20 protein-coding genes and 1 pseudogene are annotated in these 20,596 nt (G+C 56.4%); 13 read left to right on the plus strand and 8 right to left on the minus strand.

Going from position 1 to position 20,596, the window contains the following annotated elements:
- On the plus strand, positions 1-1,690 hold a 1,690-nt coding region (locus ACE38U_RS14000; protein ID WP_375529958.1), incomplete at its 5' end, for an invasin domain 3-containing protein.
- Between the two features lie 1,086 nt (positions 1,691-2,776).
- A pseudogene (locus ACE38U_RS14005) lies at positions 2,777-2,962 on the plus strand (IS4 family transposase); the annotation flags it as partial.
- A 27-nt stretch (positions 2,963-2,989) separates the two neighbouring features.
- On the opposite strand, the gene rnt reads toward ACE38U_RS14005, so the two are convergent.
- The 5 genes from rnt to eptA all read right to left on the minus strand — a co-directional run bounded on the left by rnt (position 2,990) and on the right by eptA (position 7,705).
- The gene (gene rnt / locus ACE38U_RS14010; RefSeq protein WP_038473210.1) at positions 2,990-3,649 is read right to left on the minus strand and encodes a ribonuclease T; all 660 of its coding nucleotides are present in this window, start codon (positions 3,647-3,649) and stop codon (positions 2,990-2,992) included.
- A gap of 110 nt (positions 3,650-3,759) precedes the next feature.
- Positions 3,760-4,167: a lactoylglutathione lyase gene (gene gloA / locus ACE38U_RS14015; RefSeq protein WP_038473207.1), complete on the minus strand. Its 408-nt coding sequence runs from the start codon at positions 4,165-4,167 to the stop codon at positions 3,760-3,762.
- A gap of 88 nt (positions 4,168-4,255) precedes the next feature.
- On the minus strand, positions 4,256-5,353 hold the full coding sequence (locus ACE38U_RS14020) for an alkene reductase (protein ID WP_038473205.1): 1,098 nt from the start codon (positions 5,351-5,353) through the stop codon (positions 4,256-4,258).
- Between the two features lie 53 nt (positions 5,354-5,406).
- A complete protein-coding gene (locus ACE38U_RS14025) occupies positions 5,407-6,006 on the minus strand; it encodes a TetR/AcrR family transcriptional regulator (RefSeq protein ID WP_375529959.1) in 600 nt (199 codons plus the stop codon).
- A gap of 70 nt (positions 6,007-6,076) precedes the next feature.
- Positions 6,077-7,705 (minus strand): phosphoethanolamine transferase EptA, encoded by a 1,629-nt coding sequence (gene eptA, locus ACE38U_RS14030; protein WP_375529960.1) that lies wholly within the window; start codon positions 7,703-7,705, stop codon positions 6,077-6,079.
- A gap of 167 nt (positions 7,706-7,872) precedes the next feature.
- On the opposite strand from eptA, the gene ACE38U_RS14035 reads away from it, so the two are divergent.
- Together ACE38U_RS14035 and ACE38U_RS14040 are read left to right on the plus strand one after the other, a co-directional pair.
- The gene (locus ACE38U_RS14035; RefSeq protein ID WP_071842925.1) at positions 7,873-8,112 is read left to right on the plus strand and encodes a DUF1289 domain-containing protein; all 240 of its coding nucleotides are present in this window, start codon (positions 7,873-7,875) and stop codon (positions 8,110-8,112) included.
- 56 nt (positions 8,113-8,168) lie between these two features.
- Complete coding sequence (locus ACE38U_RS14040) at positions 8,169-9,065, plus strand: aldo/keto reductase (protein WP_375529961.1); 897 nt, start codon at positions 8,169-8,171, stop codon at positions 9,063-9,065.
- 3 nt (positions 9,066-9,068) lie between these two features.
- Here ACE38U_RS14040 and ACE38U_RS14045 read toward each other — a convergent pair whose 3' ends face one another.
- The 3 genes from ACE38U_RS14045 to ACE38U_RS14055 are packed head-to-tail and all read right to left on the minus strand — an operon-like array spanning position 9,069 to position 12,188.
- Positions 9,069-11,090: an FUSC family protein gene (locus ACE38U_RS14045; RefSeq protein ID WP_375529962.1), complete on the minus strand. Its 2,022-nt coding sequence runs from the start codon at positions 11,088-11,090 to the stop codon at positions 9,069-9,071.
- Positions 11,090-11,947 carry an efflux RND transporter periplasmic adaptor subunit gene (locus ACE38U_RS14050; protein ID WP_038473196.1) on the minus strand — a complete coding sequence of 286 codons (858 nt, stop codon included), beginning with the start codon at positions 11,945-11,947 and terminating at the stop codon, positions 11,090-11,092. Before ACE38U_RS14050 ends, ACE38U_RS14045 begins: the two co-directional genes overlap by 1 nt.
- Before the next feature lie 4 nt (positions 11,948-11,951).
- A complete protein-coding gene (locus ACE38U_RS14055) occupies positions 11,952-12,188 on the minus strand; it encodes a DUF1656 domain-containing protein (RefSeq protein WP_038473194.1) in 237 nt (78 codons plus the stop codon).
- 176 nt (positions 12,189-12,364) lie between these two features.
- Between ACE38U_RS14055 and slyA the strand changes: the two genes are divergently transcribed.
- From slyA to ACE38U_RS14095, 9 genes are all read left to right on the plus strand, one after another.
- Complete coding sequence (gene slyA / locus ACE38U_RS14060; protein ID WP_038473191.1) at positions 12,365-12,811, plus strand: transcriptional regulator SlyA; 447 nt, start codon at positions 12,365-12,367, stop codon at positions 12,809-12,811.
- A 220-nt stretch (positions 12,812-13,031) separates the two neighbouring features.
- A complete protein-coding gene (locus tag ACE38U_RS14065) occupies positions 13,032-14,033 on the plus strand; it encodes an LLM class flavin-dependent oxidoreductase (protein ID WP_375529963.1) in 1,002 nt (333 codons plus the stop codon).
- The gene (locus ACE38U_RS14070; RefSeq protein WP_375529964.1) at positions 14,030-15,151 is read left to right on the plus strand and encodes an amidohydrolase; all 1,122 of its coding nucleotides are present in this window, start codon (positions 14,030-14,032) and stop codon (positions 15,149-15,151) included. Before ACE38U_RS14065 ends, ACE38U_RS14070 begins: the two co-directional genes overlap by 4 nt.
- Before the next feature lie 47 nt (positions 15,152-15,198).
- Positions 15,199-16,512 (plus strand): LLM class flavin-dependent oxidoreductase, encoded by a 1,314-nt coding sequence (locus ACE38U_RS22460; RefSeq protein ID WP_511161097.1) that lies wholly within the window; start codon positions 15,199-15,201, stop codon positions 16,510-16,512.
- Between the two features lie 12 nt (positions 16,513-16,524).
- Entirely contained in the window at positions 16,525-17,457 is a 933-nt protein-coding gene (locus ACE38U_RS22465) for an ABC transporter substrate-binding protein (protein ID WP_511161098.1), read from the plus strand.
- A 10-nt stretch (positions 17,458-17,467) separates the two neighbouring features.
- Positions 17,468-17,977, plus strand: a complete 510-nt coding sequence (locus tag ACE38U_RS14080) for a GNAT family N-acetyltransferase (protein WP_375529965.1) — start codon at positions 17,468-17,470, stop codon at positions 17,975-17,977.
- 9 nt (positions 17,978-17,986) lie between these two features.
- The gene (locus ACE38U_RS14085; protein WP_375529966.1) at positions 17,987-18,913 is read left to right on the plus strand and encodes an amino acid ABC transporter permease; all 927 of its coding nucleotides are present in this window, start codon (positions 17,987-17,989) and stop codon (positions 18,911-18,913) included.
- Entirely contained in the window at positions 18,897-19,670 is a 774-nt protein-coding gene (locus ACE38U_RS14090) for an amino acid ABC transporter ATP-binding protein (RefSeq protein ID WP_375529967.1), read from the plus strand. The genes ACE38U_RS14085 and ACE38U_RS14090 overlap by 17 nt, the downstream gene beginning before the upstream one ends.
- Position 19,671: 1 nt before the next feature.
- A complete protein-coding gene (locus ACE38U_RS14095) occupies positions 19,672-20,565 on the plus strand; it encodes a transporter substrate-binding domain-containing protein (protein ID WP_375529968.1) in 894 nt (297 codons plus the stop codon).
- The last annotated feature ends 31 nt before the right edge of the window (positions 20,566-20,596 follow it).

Below are 20,596 nucleotides of genomic sequence, written 5' to 3' on the forward strand. Positions count from 1 at the left end.
CGACGACATGCAGGTGACGGTGACGCTGAAGGACGCGTACGGTAACCCGGTAGTCGGGCTTGGTGGCGGACTGACAGGGGTAACGTTCACGGTACCAAACACGTCGCCGATAGGTAACTGGAAGGACCATGGCGATGGAACATACACCAAGCATAGAACCGCCACAGCAGTCGGCACTGGCCTGCAGGCCACGATGACGGTGTCTGACGGGGATGTGACCTCCACAGCCTACGGCATCACGGCCGCCGCGGCGGTGAAGGCGAACTCCTCGATTGTGCTGGACAAGGCCAGCTACGTGGCCGGAGACGACATGCAGGTGACGACGACACTGAAGGACGCGTACGGTAACCCGGCGCCAGACGTGAGCCTGACGGTGCCGAATGCCACGAGGAAGAGCAACTGGGTCTATCCTGGTGACGGCACCGCCACCGCTACGTTTACAGCTAAAACCGCCGGCCCGGGTCTGAAGGCCACGATGACGGTGTCTGACGGCAAAGTAGAGTCTGCTCCGTTTGACATCACGGCCGCCGCGCCGGTGAAGGCGAACTCGGGCCTCACCCTGGACAAGGCCAGCTACGTGGCCGGGTCGGACATGCAGGTGACGGCGACGCTGCAGGATGCGCAGCATAACCCGGTGCCCGGGCAGGCCGCCGTGGTGCAGACCACCGTGGTAGCCGGGGCAGTCATCAAAGGTAGCTGGACTGACAATCAGGATGGCACTTACCGCGGCGTGTTCACCGCCACCACCGCCGGCACCGGCCTGCAGGCCACAATGACGGTGTCTGACGGGGATGTGACCTCCACCGCCTACGCCATCACGGCCGCTGCGCCGGCGAAGGCGAACTCCACCCTTGTGCTGGACAAGGCCAGCTACGTGACCGGCGACGACATACAGGTGGTAGCGACGCTGCAGGACGCGCAGCATAATCCGGTGGCCGGGCAGGCCGCCGTGGTGCAGACCACCGCGATGCCCGGGGCGACGCTGAAGGGGAGCTGGACCGACAATCAGGACGGTACCTACAGCGGCGTGTTCACCGCCACCACCGCCGCTCCGGGCCTGAAGGCCACGATGACGGTGTCTGACGGTACAGTGGAGTCTGCTCCGTTTGAAATCATGGCGGTCGTTCTGAAGGATGTCACCGTAAATAACTACACGTTTGCAAAAGACGCCGGATTCCCGACCACGGGATTCACAGGCGCAACCTTTACTCTGAATGTAACGAATGGTTCAGCTTCGTACTTTACCTGGACGTCTGATGCCAGTTGGGTAACAGTGACGGACGGGGTGGTGAAGTTCACCGGCACGGGGACGGGAGACAAAGTGACCATCACGGGGACTCCATCCAACGGTTATGGAAAAATCATTAAGTACAGTTTCACCCTTTGGAACTGGTTCATAATTAATTTAACCACGATGACCTGGCCCGATGCGAACAGCTACTGCGTATCGCAGGGGTACAGTTTGCCAATCGTCGCAGATATGAGCGAGCACATAAATTACAAAGCAACCCAAAGGCGCGGCAAGTACGCGCTGTGGAACGAGTGGGGCAACCTTTTCTACGACTTTTACGTCCAGTCGTCGGAGCGGAAAAGCCTCGACGAGCACTACGACGTCGGCCTGGGAAATGGCGCTGTCTACAGCGGCAGGGACTCCGGACGGTACGCTGTGGTGTGTCATCGGAGTCTTTAGCGTTTATTTTTCAGACTTTAACCTTTGGTTTTTTTATTTTTAATTATGTTTTTGATCCCCCCCGCGTTCCTGCGGGGGGATGAGGAAAATGAATGATGGAGATAAAGGACTGGCTGGCGCGGAGTGCCCGCCCGGGAAAGCTTACGCTTATCCAGGAGGGCATGTTTCTGAAATGCTAACCAGGCTGTCGCGCCCTGGGCAAGGAAGCCAGGGTTTAATTAAAATGGTTTTCAGGCATTTACGCTGTTAAATCAATGATGACTATAAGGCTGAAGATATGAGATATTTAATTTCTGTAATGTTGTTCACGTTGCCATTTTATTCATTTGCAATAGATTTAAACAAAAGCTTAAGCGGCTTCCCTAAAGAATGCGTTATTGATGGGAAAGTCGAGAAGGAGTGTGTATGCAAGGTGCTGTGCGCTAATGATGATGGAGGGGCGTTATGCGAGTGTGATAAACACCCTTTCCCCTAAAAATCAGGTTTGCATTGAAATCATACAAGTCTGATTTTACATCAACTTCACATCTGCGTTGGCAAAATGTCATATGAATTAATAGTGCGGAAATGTTAGTGCCGCAGCACCTTCAAAATCTGCGGCATCTTTAAGTTGCTTTAATTCCGCACTATTTCAATCCCTGGGCTGACTTATTGAATTAATAATGTATTTTCATGGGTTTTAATACTCAGAGTATTAACAAGTTGCGATCCCTGTATATCAGCTGACTCACATGAAACATCTCCCATTCTTACACGGTACCAAAATCAATGTTTTTCCTGCTCCGTAAATGTCCGTCTCATCCAGAAATCCTCCGCAACTACATGTTTTCACATGACGGTTGCATTAGCTAATCGAAGAGATTTTCTTCTGCCCGCGTGAAAAATATTCAGCCATCCGCCCTAATGCCGATCGTTTAAGGATTGGTTGACCGACCCGGTGGCTGGTGTAAAAAGGGTTCATGTTCATCATGGACCCTTTTTAAATGGAACTTTCACACGCTCCCGGCATTATCAATCTTACTGCACCCGCCAGCGTGGCGGAGCTTTATAAGCATCGCTGGGAAACCGAGTTGGGGTATCGCGAAGTTATTACGTTTATTAATCGGATTGCCGTGGTCATCTCCGGGAGCGATCCCGGGTCATCTGAAACACTTTTACAGCAATGCAGCGATGCTGAAATTGCCCTCAAGACAGGAGCGGGAGTATGCGAGAGAAGCGAGGGAGAAAAGGTCAAAATATCCCTTAAAAAACAATGCCGGTCATCTTAAGTGACCGGCATTAACCCGAGGGTCGTTTTTTTTATGCTTCAGATTCTGGCTCATCGGCCGGAGGCAGCGGCCAGCCGCCGAGGCGCTTCCAGCGGTTCACTATTTCGCAAAACAGCAGGGCGGTCTGCTCGGTATCATACAGGGCGGAGTGGGCCTGCGAGCTGTCAAACTTCTGGCCAGCGGCGATGCAGGCTTTGGCCAGCACCGTTTGCCCCAGCACCAGGCCGCTCAGGGCCGCAGTATCAAACGTCACAAACGGATGGAACGGATTGCGCTTCAAAGAAGCTCGCTCTGCCGCTGCCATCATAAAGCTGTGATCGAACGTGGCGTTGTGCGCCACCATAATCGCCCGGCTACAGCCGCTGTCTTTAATGCCTTTACGCACGGTTTTGAAAATGGCGTGCAGCGCATCATATTCGCTGACGGCACCACGCAGTGGGTTATGCGGGTCAATACCGTTGAATGCCAGAGCTTCTGGCTGAAGGTTCGCGCCCTCAAACGGATCGACATGGAAGTGCAGCGTTTCGTCGAGGGATAACCAGCCGTCTTCATCCATCTTCAGGGTAACGGCGGCGATTTCCAGTAACGCATCGGTTTTTGCGTTAAAACCTGCGGTTTCAACATCGATAACTACCGGATAAAAACCACGAAAACGGTCGCACAGGCCATTCAATTGCGTGTTGTCTGACATCAGCTTCTCTTAATACGGGGAAAATGCAGCGCGCATTATGGCAAATTTCGGGGAGTGTTGCAGTAAGGGGCGTACAACACGCCCCTTGTTTGACGCTAATCGTCTGAAAATCAGTTACCCAGGCCTTTGCCCGCGTGTTTTTCTTCGATCAGTTCGATTTTGTAACCGTCCGGATCTTCAACGAAAGCGATAACGGTAGTGCCGCCTTTTACCGGGCCGGCTTCGCGAGTCACGTTGCCGCCGTTGTGGCGAATACGCTCACAGGCGTCTGCGGCGTTATCCACGCTCAGCGCGATGTGGCCGTAAGCGGTACCCAGCTCATAGCTGTCCACGCCCCAGTTGTAGGTCAGCTCGATAACCGCCGTGTCGCTTTCATCGCCATAGCCAACAAACGCCAGAGAGTATTTGTACTCCGTGTTTTCGCTGGTACGCAGCAGTTTCATGCCCAGTACTTTGGTGTAGAACTCGATGGAGCGTTGCAGGTCGCCAACGCGCAGCATGGTATGAAGTAGACGCATAAAATCCTCGTCGAATAAGACAGTTATTTCTGGAGTCGTTGAGTATAGCGGCGTTTACGCGCCGCTATCAATGAAAGGTACTGCGGAGTTACAGGCTTGGGTAGTCGGTATAACCTTCCGCGCCGCCGCCGTAGAAGGATTCAGGGCGCTGAGGGTTCAGCTCGGCATTTTTATGCAGACGAGCGACCAGGTCAGGGTTCGCGATGAACGAACGGCCAAAAGCTACCGCGTCAATCAGGCCTTTGCCGATCAGATCTTCCGCTTTCTCCGGGGTATATGCCCCTGCGCCAACGATAACGCCGCTGAAACGCTCGCGAACTTTTTCACGGAATGCTTCGGTGTACGGTTCGCCACCGGCCCAGTCCGGCTCGGACATGTGCAGATAGGCAATGCCGCGTTTACCCAGCTCTTCAATCAGGTACAGCGCGTCAGACTCTTCGTTCGGGCCGTTGTCTACGTTCTGGAACGAGCCAATCGGCGAAACGCGGATCCCGATGCGATCGGCACCCCATTCTTTGATCCCGGCATCAACCACTTCCAGCACCAGGCGAGCGCGGTTCTCGCGGCTGCCGCCGTATTCGTCGGTGCGGTGGTTAGAAGACGGAGACAGGAACTGGTGCAGCAGGTAGCCGTGCGCGGAGTGCAGCTCAACCAGGTCAAACCCTGCGTCGCGAGCGTTACCGATAGCCTGACGGAAATCGTTTACGATGCCCGGAATCTCGCTGAGTTCCAGCGCGCGCGGCATAGAGGTATCTTCACGAACGGCGTGACCGTTTTCGTCACGCAGCGAGGTACGAGTCCCGGCGCTCAGCGCGGAAGGCGCGACCGGAGCCTGCTGGCCTGGCTGAAGCGTGAAGTGGGAGATACGGCCAGTGTGCCACAGCTGAACGGCGATATGGCCTTTTTCTGCATGAACGCCCGCGGTGATTTTTTTCCACGCGGCGATTTGCTCTTCGCTGTGCAGGCCTGGCGCGCCCGCATAGCCTTTGGCCTGGGCAGAAATCTGAGTTGCTTCGCTGATGATAAGCCCGGCGCTGGCACGCTGACGGTAATATTCCCCCATCAGCGGCGTTGGGATATCACCCGGCTCGATGCTGCGCAGGCGCGTCAGCGGAGCCATAAAGATACGGTTTGGAACGGTGATTGCGCCAACTTTGAGCGGCGTAAACAGTTTATCTGCTGACATGGTGTTTCCTCAAGTAGACCGGTCGTCTAGTAATTCAGTAAATAAAAAACCCGTCAGGCGACAGGTTCTGCCAATAGGGTTTGTACGTGTGCTAACGCGCTTTCAAGGGGCAGCGCGCTGCGGGAAATCTTTGCCTGCAGGCTGGCGCCCAGCCAGAGTGCGTATAGCACCATGGCCTGATCGAACGCTTCGCCGTCAAAGCGCAGGCTTTTTTCACTGCGTCCTTTCTCAAGCGCATCTGCAAGCAGGGAGACAAGCTGTGAGCCACCGTTGTTCAGCGCCCCGCGCATATCTTCCGAAAGGTCACAGACCTCTGCCGAAAGCTTCACTATCAGGCAGTTGCTCAAATTCCCGCTCTGGCAGAAGTAGCTCAGCATATCCTGGTACCACTTCAGCAGGCGTTGGCGAAAATTGCCTTCACCGCGTAAAAAGTGATCCGCTACGCGCAGATTGGAGGCCTCGTAATAGCGCTCAAGCATGGCCACGCCAAACGCTTCTTTAGAGCGAAAGTAGTGGTAGAAAGAGCCTTTGGGCACTTCTGCGGTGCGTAACAATTCGCTTAAGCCCATGCCGGTAAACCCCCGGGCAAGGCACAGCCGCTCGCCGGTGGCGAGAAGGTGTTCGCGAGTGTCGTGTTCAGGATGTCGATTCATGCGCTCAATGTAGTAGACCAGTCGGTCTAATGCAAGAGAGGGCGGCCAAATTTTAATGGCCGCCACACGATTAACGCTTCCGGCACTCCGCCAGAATATCCATATCTTTCTGATAAACCTGGCTATTGATGTTCATCATGCCCAGCACCGTCGAGAAGAGATTATCCTGTGATACAGGGTCACTGTCGGCTTTGTGCGCCAGGCAATCTCTGTCCAGGGCAAAGTTTTGCTGGTAATCCTGCGACAGCCAGAACAGCAGCGGAATATGCGTTTGCTGACCAGGTGCCAGCATATACGGCGTGCCGTGCAGGTAGATGCCGCTTTCGCCCAGCGACTCGCCGTGATCGGCCAGATAGACCAGCGCGGTATTGAGCCTGGCCTGATGCTGCTTCAGCTTGTCGATTGTGCGGCTTAGCACATCGTCCGTGTGCAGGATGGTGTTGTCATAGGTGTTGATCAACGCCTGGCGATCGCAGTCCTGAATCTGGTTGCTGTCGCAGGTTGGCGTGAAGCGGCGGAAAGCGTCCGGGTAGCGCTGATAGTAAGCCGGGCCGTGGCTGCCCATCAGGTGCAGCACGATCACCGTATCCTGCTGCAGGCCGTCAATCACGTTATCCAGGCGATGGAGCAGAACATCATCAAGACAGGCGCCGTCTTTACAGTAAACGTCCAGCTTCCACTGCGTCATGTCCGTATGCGGCATTCGGTCGCAGGCACCTTTGCAGCCGCCGTCGTTATCCCGCCACAGCACGTTAACCCCGCCGTGGGCCAGCACGTCAAGCAGCCCTTCCTGATGATGGGTAAGATCGGCATCGTAAGATTTGCGCGGCATGTTGGAGAACATACAGGGCACAGAAACCGCGGTTTCCGTCCCGCAGGAGGACGCGTTCTGGAAGTAAATCACATCCTGTTTTTTCAGCTGTGGGTTCGTTTCACGGGCATAGCCCCCCAGCGAGTAGTTCTCGGCTCTTGAGGCTTCGCCAACCACCAGCACCACCAGCGTTTTCTTTGGCTGCTGCTTAATTAATGGGCCTTTTTGCGCGTCCGTACCAATTTTGATCAGCGTCTGGTCCCCGGCAAACCAGCGTTCTTTGCTGTAGCGGCTGAGGGCGCTGATGTAGTTTGCCGGCGTGACCATTTTCACCACGCCTTTGTTGTTGCGGAACAGCGAAGCATAGTCCTTATAAAACACGGCGGCGACGAGGATGATGACCAGCAGCCCGGCCAGCACGCTAACCAGGCGAGTCAGCACGGTATGCCACCAGCGCGCGGGCTGGACTTTCACCAGCGCAAGCAGCAGGGCGGGTACGATCCCCGCCAGAGCCAGCCAGCTAACCAGCTGAGGCGTGACCAGCGCGGCGGCTTCCTGTGAGTCAGTTTCAAACACGTTGACCATCATGTTTTTATCGATGACGGCCCCGTAGGTAAACATAAAATAGTTGCTGGCCGCGCAGCCGATAACCAGCAGCACCAGCACGGGCTTACGCAGCCAGGGCAGATTAACCACGCTGAAAATGGTCAGCCACGCGCAGAACAGCACCACCGGCACTGAGGCGGCAAACAGCCAGCTATGGAAAGAGTCCGGGGCAATCAGCTGCCAGCTGCGGTGAATAAAGAGAGAGTTGATCAGCGTAAAGAAGAAAGCGCAGCACAGGTTAAATTGCGCATCGTTACACTGTAACTTTTTTAAGAAGTTCATATAAGCCGTGAATACTAAACAGAATATCCGCTATTCTGGAGAGAGAAGATTAGCTGAACCTTAATTTTCGAAAGCTTTTCGCCGGCAGGCGATTTTTTAGCCGTCCCGCTTGCATCCCGAACGGAGTCAGGCTTCAATTGATGCAAAGTCGTTAATGAGGTGGGCTGGTGTCTGAGCAGTTAGAGTTCTTCCCCATTCAAAGTCCCTGTCGCGGTATCTGCCAGTCGGATGAACGCGGGTTTTGTCGTGGCTGTATGCGCAGCCGCGATGAACGCTTCCAGTGGCAGCAAATGAGCGACGTGCAAAAACAGGACGTGCTGCGCCTCTGCCGTCAACGCTTATTGCGCAAGTTACGAGCAAACAAGCCAAATTCTCCTGAAGAACCCGAGCAGCCCTCACTGTTTTAATCATTCAGGGCCGTTATACTCGGGGCAGTTTCTTTCCTTATTTGAGGTCATTTTTTATGGTACAACGCATTACGATTGCCCCGCAGGGACCGGAATTTTCACGCCTGGTGATGGGCTACTGGCGTTTGATGGAATGGAATATGTCGCCGCGCGAGCTGGCGAGCTTTATTGAAGAACACGTTGAGCTGGGTATTACCACGGCGGATCATGCGGATATTTACGGTGGCTATGCCTGTGAAGCTGCTTTCGGTGATGCCATGCGCCTGGTGCCTCATCTGCGCGGCAAAATGGAGATTGTCACCAAGTGCGGCATCGCCACCACCGCTAAAGCAGAAAACGCCATCGGCCATTACATTACCGACCGCGACTACATCATCAGCAGTGCGGAAGGCTCGCTGAAAAAACTGGCGACTGACTACATTGACCTGCTGCTTATCCACCGCCCGGATCCGCTGATGGATGCCGATGAAGTGGCTGAAGCGTTTACCGCGCTGCACCACAGCGGCAAGGTTCGTCATTTTGGCGTGTCTAACTTCACCCCGGCGCAGTTTGCGCTGCTGCAGTCTCGTCTGCCGTTTACCCTGGCGACCAACCAGGTTGAGCTTTCGCCGGTGCACCAGCCGCTGCTGCTGGACGGCACGCTGGATCAGCTCCAGCAGCTGCGCATTCGCCCGATGGCGTGGTCCTGCCTCGGCGGCGGTCGTCTGTTCAATGACGATGAATTCCAGCCTCTGCGCGCCGAGCTGCAGAAAGTAGCGGAAGAGATCGGCGCCGAAACCATCGAGCAGGTGGTTTATGCCTGGGTCATGCGCCTGCCGTCCTCGCCGCTGCCAATCATCGGCTCGGGTAAAATCGAGCGCGTACGCTCTGCCATCCACTCGCTGTCGCTGAACATGACTCGCCAGCAGTGGTTCCGCATTCGTAAGGCCGCGCTCGGTTACGACGTGCCTTAATCGTTACCGACCGCCTGCCAGCGTTCCGGCAGGCGGTGCCTGTTCCAGCTGCGACAGCGAGCAATAAAGTCGCCAGATAATCCCCGCCAGTTCCCGTGCCGCCGGGTCATGATGATGCGCCAGCGTGTCGCACATTCTTTGCAGTTCTTTTAGTGATTCCGCCAGCGGTCTTTGCAGCACGCCGCGCTCGCTCATCACGTCACGCAGCGTATGCAGGCAAACATCCCTGACCATCGACAACGGGTCGGAGCGGGTTTCCCAGCCGCGAAGCTGCCAGACAACGTGCGAGCAGTTGAGCAGCACCACGCCCCAGCGCAGTAGCCAGCGGCGGGCCGCTTCTTCTTTGCTGTTACTAAGCTGGCTGATGTGATGATAAACCAGCGACTCAAACTGGCTTTCGCTGTGCTGCGGTTTGCGGCTTAGCTGGTCGATAAATCCGCGCCGCAGCGCCCGGATATGCCGCCGGCTGCGCCGGGTGTCCGAGCTTGGGCGCAGCACCGAAAAAGCCAGCCATGAAATCCCCACCCCGAGCACTTTGGCCAGGTTGTCATTCATAAATCCGGCGAAGTCGTAAACCGGCGGGTTACTCACCGCGAGAAACGATCCCATAAACACGATGAGCTGCCCCCAGAGCGCGGCTCGTTTAGGCTGCTGGAGCTTCAGCAACTGCATGGTGAGCAGCAGCGGCAGCAGGAAAAGCAGGAACTGCCACAGCTGGGTGACCTGAATCATCAGGCCGAACTTCACCAGGAAGCTGAAGAGTGAGAGCCACAGCAAGGTGCGCATTAGCAGGGTTAGCGAGCCGAGCGGGGAGGCGACCGAGGAGTAAAGCACGCAGCTAATAGCGGCCAGCGAAAGCGCGCCGCCGCCTGACTCCCATTGGGTGCCGATGCACCATGCCCCGGTCAGGGTGATGGTGGCAAAGGTACGCAGGGCGCTCCACAGCGCTTCAGCACTGTCGGTGTGACGAGCGAGCGGCGGGGCCTCCGGCGGCGTAATCACCGACACGGGCGTGGCGTTTTCCAGCTCTTTCAGCCAGCGGCTGCTGTTGAGGTATAGCCAGCTGAAATAGCGCAGGCGTTGCCAGAATGCCCGGTGGCGGTAGTCATCCTGTGAACGGGGCGCGATCTGCTGCAGCAGTCGGGCGACGGTGTATTTATCGGCATCCGGTTTTGCCAGCTCCCGAAGCAGGCTGTCGAGCACTGACCAGATATTGGCGGGGGCTTCGGGCCAGTTAAGCAGCATCCGCCGCAGGCTGGATATAACGCTGGTCAGGCGCAATTGCTGGTGGAGCAGGTAGTTCAGCAGGTTGTTTTGACGGCGAAAGCGGTAGTGGCTCCAGAAAGCCTGAATGCGCAGCAGGTTCATGGTCAGGATCTGGCCGATAATGCCTTCGTGCGCGGTGCGAATGGCGTCGGTAGTTTCCGGCTGCCAAAGCAGGCTGGCGTGCTCGAGCAGCCGGGCATGCATGTTTTTCAGCGCGGTGACCAGCGCGCTGCCGTCCGAGGTGCTGGGCAATACCATCATCATGAAGCCGCCGCACAAGATCCCGACGACAACTTCGCACACGCGGGCCTGGGCGATGTCCCACAGCTCCGTCGACTCTACGGTATTGACCATCGGGAAGGCGATAATCGCGGCGGTATAGCCTGCCAGCATAAAAGCGTAGGCAACGTTATTCTGAAAATGGCTGGAGGCCCACGTACAAAGCGCCAGCCAGCTTGCCATGGCGAAGGTAAACAGCCAGGGATCGTTCAGCGCGTTGCCGGCAATCATTAACGACGCTGCCGCACCGATAAAACTGCCCGCGATGCGGCCCAGGCTCTTGCTGATCACCCCGCCGACGGTAGGGAAGCTCACCACCGCCGCTGAAGTCATCGCCCAGTAGGGTTCGTCCAGATTCAGGCCATAGGCGATAGCCAGCGCCATGCCCATGGCGATAGCGTTGCGCAAGGCATAGCGCCATTGCCCGCCGGTGGCTTTTCCCCACGGCGTGTTGCGCCACTCCAGAAAACTGAGGTTCATCAAGGCTGAACGCTAACGGTGCAGGTGGTGCCGGAAACCAGCGTCACGTCCTTGGGAATGGCGTCCAGGCTAATGCGCACCGGCACGCGTTGCGCCAGGCGAACCCACGGCACGTTAGGCTTGATGTCAGGCACCAAATCGCTATCGCTTTCAATGCTTTGGTCGTAAATGGCTCGGCCGATACTTTCTACTTTACCGCTCAACTTTTGGTTACCGTTGTACAGCACAATCTGCACGGTATTGCCTGGCTGAATGCGGCGCAGCTTGGTTTCTTCGAAGTAGCCGACAACGTAAAACGAGTGGCTGTCGACCAGCGCAAAGACCGGCTTGCCTTCGGTGGCATAGTTGCCGGTACGGGAGGTGAGATTGGTGACCCAGCCGTCGACCGGCGCGGTCACCGTGGTTTGTGAAAGCTGCCACTGGGCCTGTTCGAGCGTTGCCTGAGCGACCTTAACCGCCGCCTGCATAGCTTTGACGTTGATATTGGCGGTATCCATATCCTCGGCGGAAATGTAGTTGCGCGGCAGATTATGGCGGCGGTTCGCTTCGTTGCTGGCTTTGGCCAGGTCGGACTGTGCCTTTGCCAACTGCGCCTCTGCGTTCAGCACCGCAATGTGATAGGGCGTTGCATCCAGGGTAAACAGCGGAGTGCCTTTACTGACAAACTGATTATCCTTCACGTTCAGGCTAACGATGGTGCCGGAAACCTGCGGCGTAATGCTCACCTGTTCGGCACGCACTTTGCCGTCCCGCGTCCAGGGAGACTGCATGTAGTAGTTCCATAACAGCCAGCCCGCCAGCAGTGCAGCGGCAAGAACAATGAGGGTGGAAAAGTATTTTATTGTTTTGAGATTCATTGTGTTACCACATCACCAAAAGAGCCATGCCGGCGCTGACGGACAGCGCGAAAAGGGATAAATCCATCAACGTGGGGTGCCAGATTTCACCAGAATAGATCCAGTCCCGCAGCAGGCGATGGACGACTAGCCAAATGAAAAAACCGACAAACACGGCCTTAAACAGTGGAGGAAAGTAAATCGACGCTCCAACCACAAGATCCTGAAGCGGGAAGCCGGACGGGCTAAAAGTGAGACGCACGTAGTGATAATCCTTTAAAACACGGGGATGACTGCCGTTTCCCCTCACTTAGATGTAGAATAAAAGTATAGCTGGTTGCATAACTTCAGTGAAAGTAAGGGATTTGTTTTTAACAATTAATGCCTGCACAATAGTCTAAAATCAGTATAATAAGTTAGCAAGCTAATTATAAGGAGATGAAATTGGAATCGCCATCGCCATTAGGTTCGGATCTGGCCCGCCTGGTACGCATCTGGCGTGCGCTAATTGACCATCGCCTGAAACCTCTGGAATTGACACAGACACACTGGGTAACGCTGCATAATATTCATCAGCTGCCGCCAGATCAGTCACAGATTCAGTTGGCTAAAGCGATCGGCATTGAGCAGCCGTCACTGGTTCGTACGCTCGATCAACTCGAAGAAAAAGGGTTAATCTCGCGTAAAACCTGTGCAAACGACCGTCGGGCAAAACGGATTAAATTGACCGAGCAAGCCACGCCTATCATCGAAAAGATGGAAGGTGTGATAAACGAAACGCGGGGAGAGATCCTGACGGGGATTACTCGCGAAGAGCAGGCGCTGTTAAGCAACCTGATTAGCCGGCTCGAGCAAAATATTATTGAACTGCAAAATCGCGATTAATATTGGCGGTTGAGAAAAAGCCTCGCGGGTTATACGGCGGGGCTTTTTTTATGCCCGAAGGTGAATCAATCGGCGATTTTTTGCTCCGGTAGCAAACAGTGAGAATAACGCTGAACTTTGTTTATCTCTTTTTCAGAAGACTAAATGTAAATTAATTGTTTCTCTCCGCCGTCTCCCGCTTTTAATAATGCAGGCATGTTTTTAAAAACGAGCCTGCATTATGTCTTATCGCATCAGTATCCTGGATAAAAGCCCGCTTGCGCCAAACGACAGCGCGACGGATGCCCTGACGCGCACGCTGCACCTTGCGCAGCAGGCGGAAGCCTGGGGCTATCACCGTTTCTGGCTGGCGGAGCACCACAACACGCCCCAGCTTGCCAGCCCCTCGCCGGAAGTGCTGATTGCCTGGATTGTCGGGCAAACCAGCCGTATTCGCGTGGGCTCCGGCGGCGTCATGCTGCAGCATTACAGCCCCTATAAAGTCGCCGAGAACTTTCACCTGCTGTCTTCCCTTGCGCCGGGGCGCATCGATCTGGGCGTGGGGAAAGCGCCCGGCGGCTTACCTCTTTCGACGCAGGCGCTGCAGCAAGGGGTCTCGCCGGCCGCAAAAGGCACGTTTGATGAGCAACTGACCCAGCTCGACGGCTGGCTTTCACTGAACGATCCGGCGGAAGAAGAAGGGATTCGCGCCACGCCGCTGCCGGCCCAGCGCCCGGACGGTTTTTTGCTGGGTGCGAGCCTGCAAAGTGCGAGGCTGGCCGCAAGCCTTGACTGGAATTTTGTTTTTGCTGCCCATCTGAACGGCGACAAAACGCTGCTGCGTGACGTGCTGAACGACTGGCGGGCAAACAGCCGACGCGACGTGCTGGTGGCCGTGCAGGTTATCGTGGCGCAGGACGCTGAACGTGCGGACGAGCTTGCCGGGCAGGTTGAGATTTGGGGCGTGGAGCTGGAAAACGGCCAGCGGGTGAGCGTGGCCAGCGAACAGCAGGCGCACAGCTTTGCCCGCCAGTCAGGCAGTGCGCTCCGAAGCCTGACGCGCCGTGAACCTTCGCTGCTAAAAGGCACGCCAGAAACGGTCAGGGAAGGGCTGCAGGCGCTGCACGAAGCTTACGGTATTGATGAATTCATCATTGATACGCCAATTGCCGAGGGCGCTGAACGCATCGCTTCACTGCGTTTGTTGGCCGAAGCCCACGCGATTACGGAGGCGGCACTATGACTTTCGCTCAGCAACTGATCGACTGGCGGCGAGAACTGCATCGCTTCCCGGAGCTTTCACTCGAGGAAGTGGAAACAACCTCGCGCATCCGTGACTGGCTGCAAAGTGCCGGCATTCGCCTGCTGCCTTATTCGCTAAAAACCGGCGTAGTGGCAGAGATTGGCGATGGTGAAAAGGCCGTTGCCCTGCGGGCCGACATCGACGCATTGCCGATTGAAGAAACCAGCGGCGTGGCCTTTAGCTCGCAAAATGCTGGCGTAATGCACGCCTGCGGACATGACGTTCACAGCAGCGTGATGCTAGGGGCGGCGCTGCTGCTTAAGCAGAACGAAGCGCAGCTTAACGGACGAGTACGTATTCTGTTTCAGCCCGCAGAAGAACGTTTTGGCGGCGCAACCACGCTGGTAAAAGCCGGCGTTCTGCAGGGGATTTCGGCTATTTTTGGCATGCACAATGAGCCTAACCTGCCGGTGGGGGCATTTGCCACTCGCGGCGGTGCGTTTTATGCCAACGTCGATCGCCTGGTTATTCAGGTGCGCGGCAAAGGCGCGCATGCCGCCCGTCCCCATGAGGGCAAAGACGCGATTTTGCTTGCCAGCCAGTTGGTTAGCCTGCTGCAAAGCATCACCAGCCGGGAGGTCAATACGCTTGAGTCGGCGGTGCTGAGCATAACGCGAATTGCGGGCGGCAATACCTGGAACGTGCTGCCGGAAAACGTCGAGCTGGAAGGCACCCTGCGGACCCACAGCGCCAGCGTGCGGGAAGCGGTAAAAAAGCGGGTTCTGGAGATTGCTGCCGGTCTTGCCAGCGCCTTTGGGGCAGAAATAGAGGTCACCTGGCATCTGGGGCCGGACGCGCTGGTTAACGATGAGCGCTGGGCGGCGTTTTCCAGCGAGGTGGCCGCGGTGGAAGGTTATGCAACCCACCCTGCGGAGTTGCACATGGGCGGCGAAGATTTTGCGGTTTATCTCCAGCATATTCCCGGCGCTTTTGTCAGCATCGGCAGCGATAGCCGCTACGGACTTCATCATCCGGGCTTCGACCCTGATGAACGATTGATTGAACCTGCGGCTCGCTATTTCGCCCGCTTAGCACAATCGGCGCTACAACAACTTTAATTCTAATCAGCGATGGCGGATTTTAACGATCCGCATAAGGATGAGGCATGTCTGAAAAACGACAGTTACGACTGGGTACGATATTACATGGCGCTTCGGGAAATATGTCGGCCTGGCGTCATCCTGCCGCGATAGCAGATGCCAGCATTAATTTTGAGTTTGTCACACAAACGGCTTTGAAAGCGGAAGAAGGGAAGCTGGATTTTATATTTGTTGCCGATGGGCTGTATATTAACGAAAAATCTATCCCACACTTTTTAAATCGGTTTGAACCGCTGACGGTATTATCCGCGCTCGCAGCCTTGACCCAACATTTAGGCCTGGTGGGGACCTTATCCACCTCTTACAGCGATCCTTTTACCACGGCACGCCAGTTTGCCAGCCTCGATCACCTGAGTAATGGCCGTGCGGGCTGGAACGTGGTCACTTCCCCGCTTGAAGGCTCTGCCAAAAATTTCTCCAGAACGCAGCACCCCGAGCATGCGCTGCGCTACCGCATCGCCGATGAGTATCTGGACGTCGTGAAGGGGCTATGGGATTCGTGGGAAGAGGACGCTTTCGTGCGCAACAAAGAGAGCGGGCAGTTTTTTGCGCCTGAAAAACTGCATGCGCTAAACCATCAAGGGGATTTCTTCCAGGTGGCCGGGCCGCTGAATATTGGCCGTACGCCGCAGGGGCGGCCGATTGTGTTCCAGGCCGGTGCCTCAGAAGATGGCAAAAAGCTGGCGGCTAAACATGCGGATGCCATTTTTACCCACCATGAAACGCTCGCCGAAGCGAAAGCTTTTTACCGTGACGTGAAAACCCAGCTCGAAGGGCAAGGCCGTGAGGCAGACTCCTTGCACATCTTCCAGGGCGTCAGCGTCATTGTCGGCAAGGATGAAGCAGACGCCGAACAGCAGTACCAAACCACCGCCGCGCTGGTGTCGGTGCCCGATGCCCTGAACTACCTTGGCCGCTACTTTGAGCATCATGACTTCAGCCAGTACCCGCTGGACGAACCTTTCCCCGACATCGGTGACCTGGGGCAGAACAGCTTCCGCAGTACCACCGACGAAATCAAACGTAATGCCCGCGAGCGTGGGCTGACCCTGCGGCAGGTCGCGCTTGAATCCGCCAGCCCAAGACCGCGTTTTTCCGGTTCGCCGGAACAGGTGGCGGACGGCCTGCAGCAATGGTTTGAAGCCCGCGCGGCCGACGGTTTTATCATCCAGGGCGGCACGCCTGATACCTTCCCCCGCTTTGTTGAACAGGTTGTGCCTGTGCTGCAGGCGCGAGGCCTTTTCCGCACGGAATACCCCGGCACCACGCTGCGCGAGAGCTTCGGCTTAGCGCTGCCCGACAATCGCTACGGCAAATAAAGAGAAACGACTATGCAAAAATCATCGCTGTTGCTGGCCATTGCGCTGGCATGGACTCCGCTTGCCTGGGCGAACGACGTCACCATCAACGGAACCGGCGTTAGCCTTGAGGCGAACAAAGCGCCGGTAAATACCGCTAAAAACCCGCAGGCCATCGCGCAGTTACCCAAAGACTACCATTTTGCCGTTCCCGGTAAGTTTACCGTGGCAGTGGCGGCGCTGAACTCGCCGCCGCTGACGGTTTTTTCTGATGATAATAAAACCCTGCTCGGCAGCGAGGTGGATATTGCACGCCTGGTGGCCGACAGCCTCGGACTTGAGCTTAACGTGGTGCCCACGTCCTGGGAAGACTGGCCGCTGGGCGTGGTTTCCGGGAAATATGATGCCGCGATCAGCAATATTACCGTCACCAAAGATCGCAAAGAGAAGTTCGATTTCGCTACCTATCGCAAAGACTCCCTGGGCTTTTACGTCAAAGCCAACAGCCCGATAAAATCCATCAGCCGTGCGCAAGAGATTGCCGGGCTGCGCATCGTCGTGGGTTCAGGCACCAATCAGGAAGCTATCCTGCTGGCATGGAACGCTGAAAACCAGAAGAAAGGCCTGAAGCCTTTTACCCCGGTGTACACCAAAGATGATGCGGCACTAACGCTTGCACTGCAGTCCGGCCGGGCGGATGCCTGGTTTGGGCCAAACGTCACCGGGGCCTGGAAAGCGGCGCTGACCGGGCAGACGAAGCTGGTGGGCAGCGTCGACGGCGGCTGGCCGAAGGCTGCGCACATTGCGGTGACGCTGAAAAAAGGCAGCGGCCTGGTTGAGCCAGTACAAACGGCGCTCAACGGCGCTATTCAGCAGGGCGACTACGCCAGGGTGCTGAACCGCTGGGGCGAGGGCGTGGAAAGTATTCCTGCCTCAGAAATTAATCCCGCCGGTTTAGGCGACTGAGGAGGCAGATATGAGCGAACGTTTTCGCGTTTTGTCCCCGGAAGCGCCTGAGCTGCAGCCCATTATTAGCGGGCTGTTTGGCGAATACGCTGCCCGCTACGGCGATTTTTTCTCGCGCGATGCGGAGGTCGAGCTTACCGAGTGGTATCTCCCCCCGCAGGGCATTTTTATCGTGCTTGAGCGGGAAGGCGAAATTATTGCCACCGGCGCCTACAAGCCTTACGACCCGCAAACCGCAGAGATTAAGCGCATCTGGACAAAAAGCACGCTGCGAAAGCAGGGGCTGGCCGGGCGTGTCGTGCGAGAGCTGGAACGCTTTGCGCTTCAGGCGGGCTATGGTCGCATCTATCTGACCACCGGTTTTCGCCAGCCGGAGGCGGTCAGGCTTTACCTGAGTGAAGGCTACGATCCGCAGTTTAGCCTGCAGGTTGACCCGGAAACGTTCAGCCAGCCTCCCCACGACGGACGGCTGCGGTTCACCAAAATTTTATCGCTGGAAAGCCTGAGCAAAACGGCATGAGGAATAACGATGAAACCTTCTGAAACCATCAAAGTGGTGCCCGCGCGTTACCCGTTACGTACCGTGGGCGCTTTAATAGCGCTGTTCGTGCTGGCGGTGGTGGTGCAATCCGTCGCGTTCAATCCTCGCTGGGAATGGGGCGTTTTTGCGCAATGGTTTTTTAACCCGGTTATCCTTGAGGGGCTGGGGCAAACCTTACTGCTGACGCTGCTGGGCACGGTACTGAGCGTCATACTTGGCGGCCTGCTCGCGCTGGCCAGGCTTTCGTCTTCCTGGCTGCTGAACAGCCTGGCCTGGAGCTACATCTGGCTGTTCCGCTCGCTGCCGTTGATTGTGGTGCTGATCGTGCTCTACAACTTCTCCTATCTGTACGACAAGCTTTCGCTTGGCATTCCCTTCACCAGCATTGTCTGGGGGAGCTACGACACGATTAACGTGCTGGGGCAATTTTCGACGGCGGTTGTCGGGCTGACGCTGGTACAAAGCGCCTACACGGCAGAGATAGTCCGCGGCGGTTTTTTGGGCGTGGACCACGGGCAATATGAAGCTGCTGCCGCGCTGGGGTTGCCCGCCTGGCGGCGTACCGTGAGGATTATTCTGCCCCAGGCGCTGCGTACGATCCTGCCCGCCGGGTTCAATGAAATCATCAGCCTGGCCAAAGGCACGGCGATGGTTTACGTGCTGGCGATGCCTGAGCTGTTTTATACCATCCAGATGATCTACAACCGCACCCAGCAGGTTATCCCGCTGCTGATGGTGGCGGCCGTCTGGTACCTGGTGATTACCAGCGTGCTGTCGCTCATTCAGTATCTGGTGGAGCGTTCCCTGGCCCGCAGCGAGCGTCGTTCGGCCATCAACCAAACGCGTTCCGCCCGCAGCGCGGCACCGTCCACAGCCGTCGTATCGCAGGAGCCGATTCATGCCAACCTCTCATAATGGCCACATCTCTATTACCGGCGTCAGCAAATACTTTGGACGCCATAAGGCGCTGGACGATGTTTCGCTGGAGATACCGCCGGGCACGGTAACCGTCATTCTCGGCCCATCGGGCTCCGGGAAATCTACGCTGCTGCGCACCATCAACCACCTTGAGCGCGTGGATGAGGGCTTTATCCAGATTGACGGCGATTACATTGGCTATCGCCTTAAAGGAGACAAGCTGTATGAGCTTAAAGAAAAGGAGATCCTGCGCCAGCGAGCCAACGTGGGCTATGTCTTTCAGAACTTCAACCTTTTCCCCCATATGACGGTGCTGGAAAACCTGATTGAAGCGCCGGTGGCCCATAAACAGCTGAGCCGCAAAGAGGCGGTTGAGCGCGCGTATGAGCTGCTCGACGTGGTCGGGCTGCGTAATAAAGCTGACGCGTGGTCGCGGCATTTATCCGGCGGCCAGCAACAGCGTATTGCCATTGCCCGCGCTCTGGCGCTTAGCCCGCGCGTAATGCTGTTTGATGAACCCACCTCCGCGCTCGATCCCGAGCTGGTAGGCGAAGTACTGGACGTGATTAAAAGGCTGGCGAGTTCGGGCACCACGCTGGTGGTGGTCACCCACGAAATAGGGTTTGCGCGCGAGGTGGCCGACCAGGTGGTGTTTATGGTGGACGGCAAAATTGTTGAGCAGGGCAGCAGCGACGAAGTGTTGAATCGCCCGCAGCATCCACGTACCCGGCAGTTTTTATCGAAGGTGCTGTGACATGAAATATCGATTAATTGCGCTGTTAGCCTGTGCTTCAGTGACATCGGCGCAGGCGGATATCAACCTGGCCGCCAATGAAAAACCGCTCAGCGTCGCACGGGACGAGCAGGCCATCGCCAAAATTCCTGCTGGCTATCATTTTGTTGAGCCGGGTACGCTGACGGTGGCTATTTCCGCACTTAACTCTCCGCCGCTGGCGCTGCTGGCAAGCGATAACCGCACGCGTATAGGCAGCGACCCGGATATTGCCCGCCTGCTGGCGAATAGCCTGGGCCTGAAGCTAAAGCTGGTGCCCACCGCGTGGGAGGACTGGCCGCTGGGCATTACCTCCGGACGTTATGACGTAGCGCTGGTGAATATTGCCGTAACCGAGCAGCGTAAAGAGAAATTTGATTTTGCGACCTATCGCGTGGACTCGCTCTCTTTTGCGGTGAAGGCCAGCAGCCCGATTCAGGCGATTGGTAAGGCAGAAGATCTCGCCGGGCGCAAAGTCATCGTGGGCGCTGGAACCAATCAGGAGCGCATTCTGCTCGGCTGGAATGCGGAAAACGAACGCGCCGGGCGTGAACCTGCCTTGCCCGTCTACGTTACCGACGACGCTTCCGCGAACCTTTATATTCAATCTGGCCGGGCCGATGTGTTTTTTGGCCCGCAGTCCATTACGGCGTATAAAGCGGCCCTAACCGGGACAACGCGGGTGGTTGGGCTGGGGCCGAAAAAGGCTTATGTGGCGACAACAACGAAGAAGGGAAACGGGCTGGTATATGCGCTGCAGGCGGCGCTGGATGGCGCAATTCAACGTGGGGAATATCAGCAGGTTCTGGCGAGGTGGGGAGAGCAGGGAGAAGCCGTTGTTCAGTCGGAGGTGAATCCACCCGGCATTACTTACTAACAGAAAAGGCCCGCTATGCGGGCCTTAAATC

This window comes from Cedecea selenatireducens, assembly GCF_042138895.1.
Taxonomy (GTDB): Bacteria; Pseudomonadota; Gammaproteobacteria; order Enterobacterales; family Enterobacteriaceae; genus Cedecea; species Cedecea selenatireducens.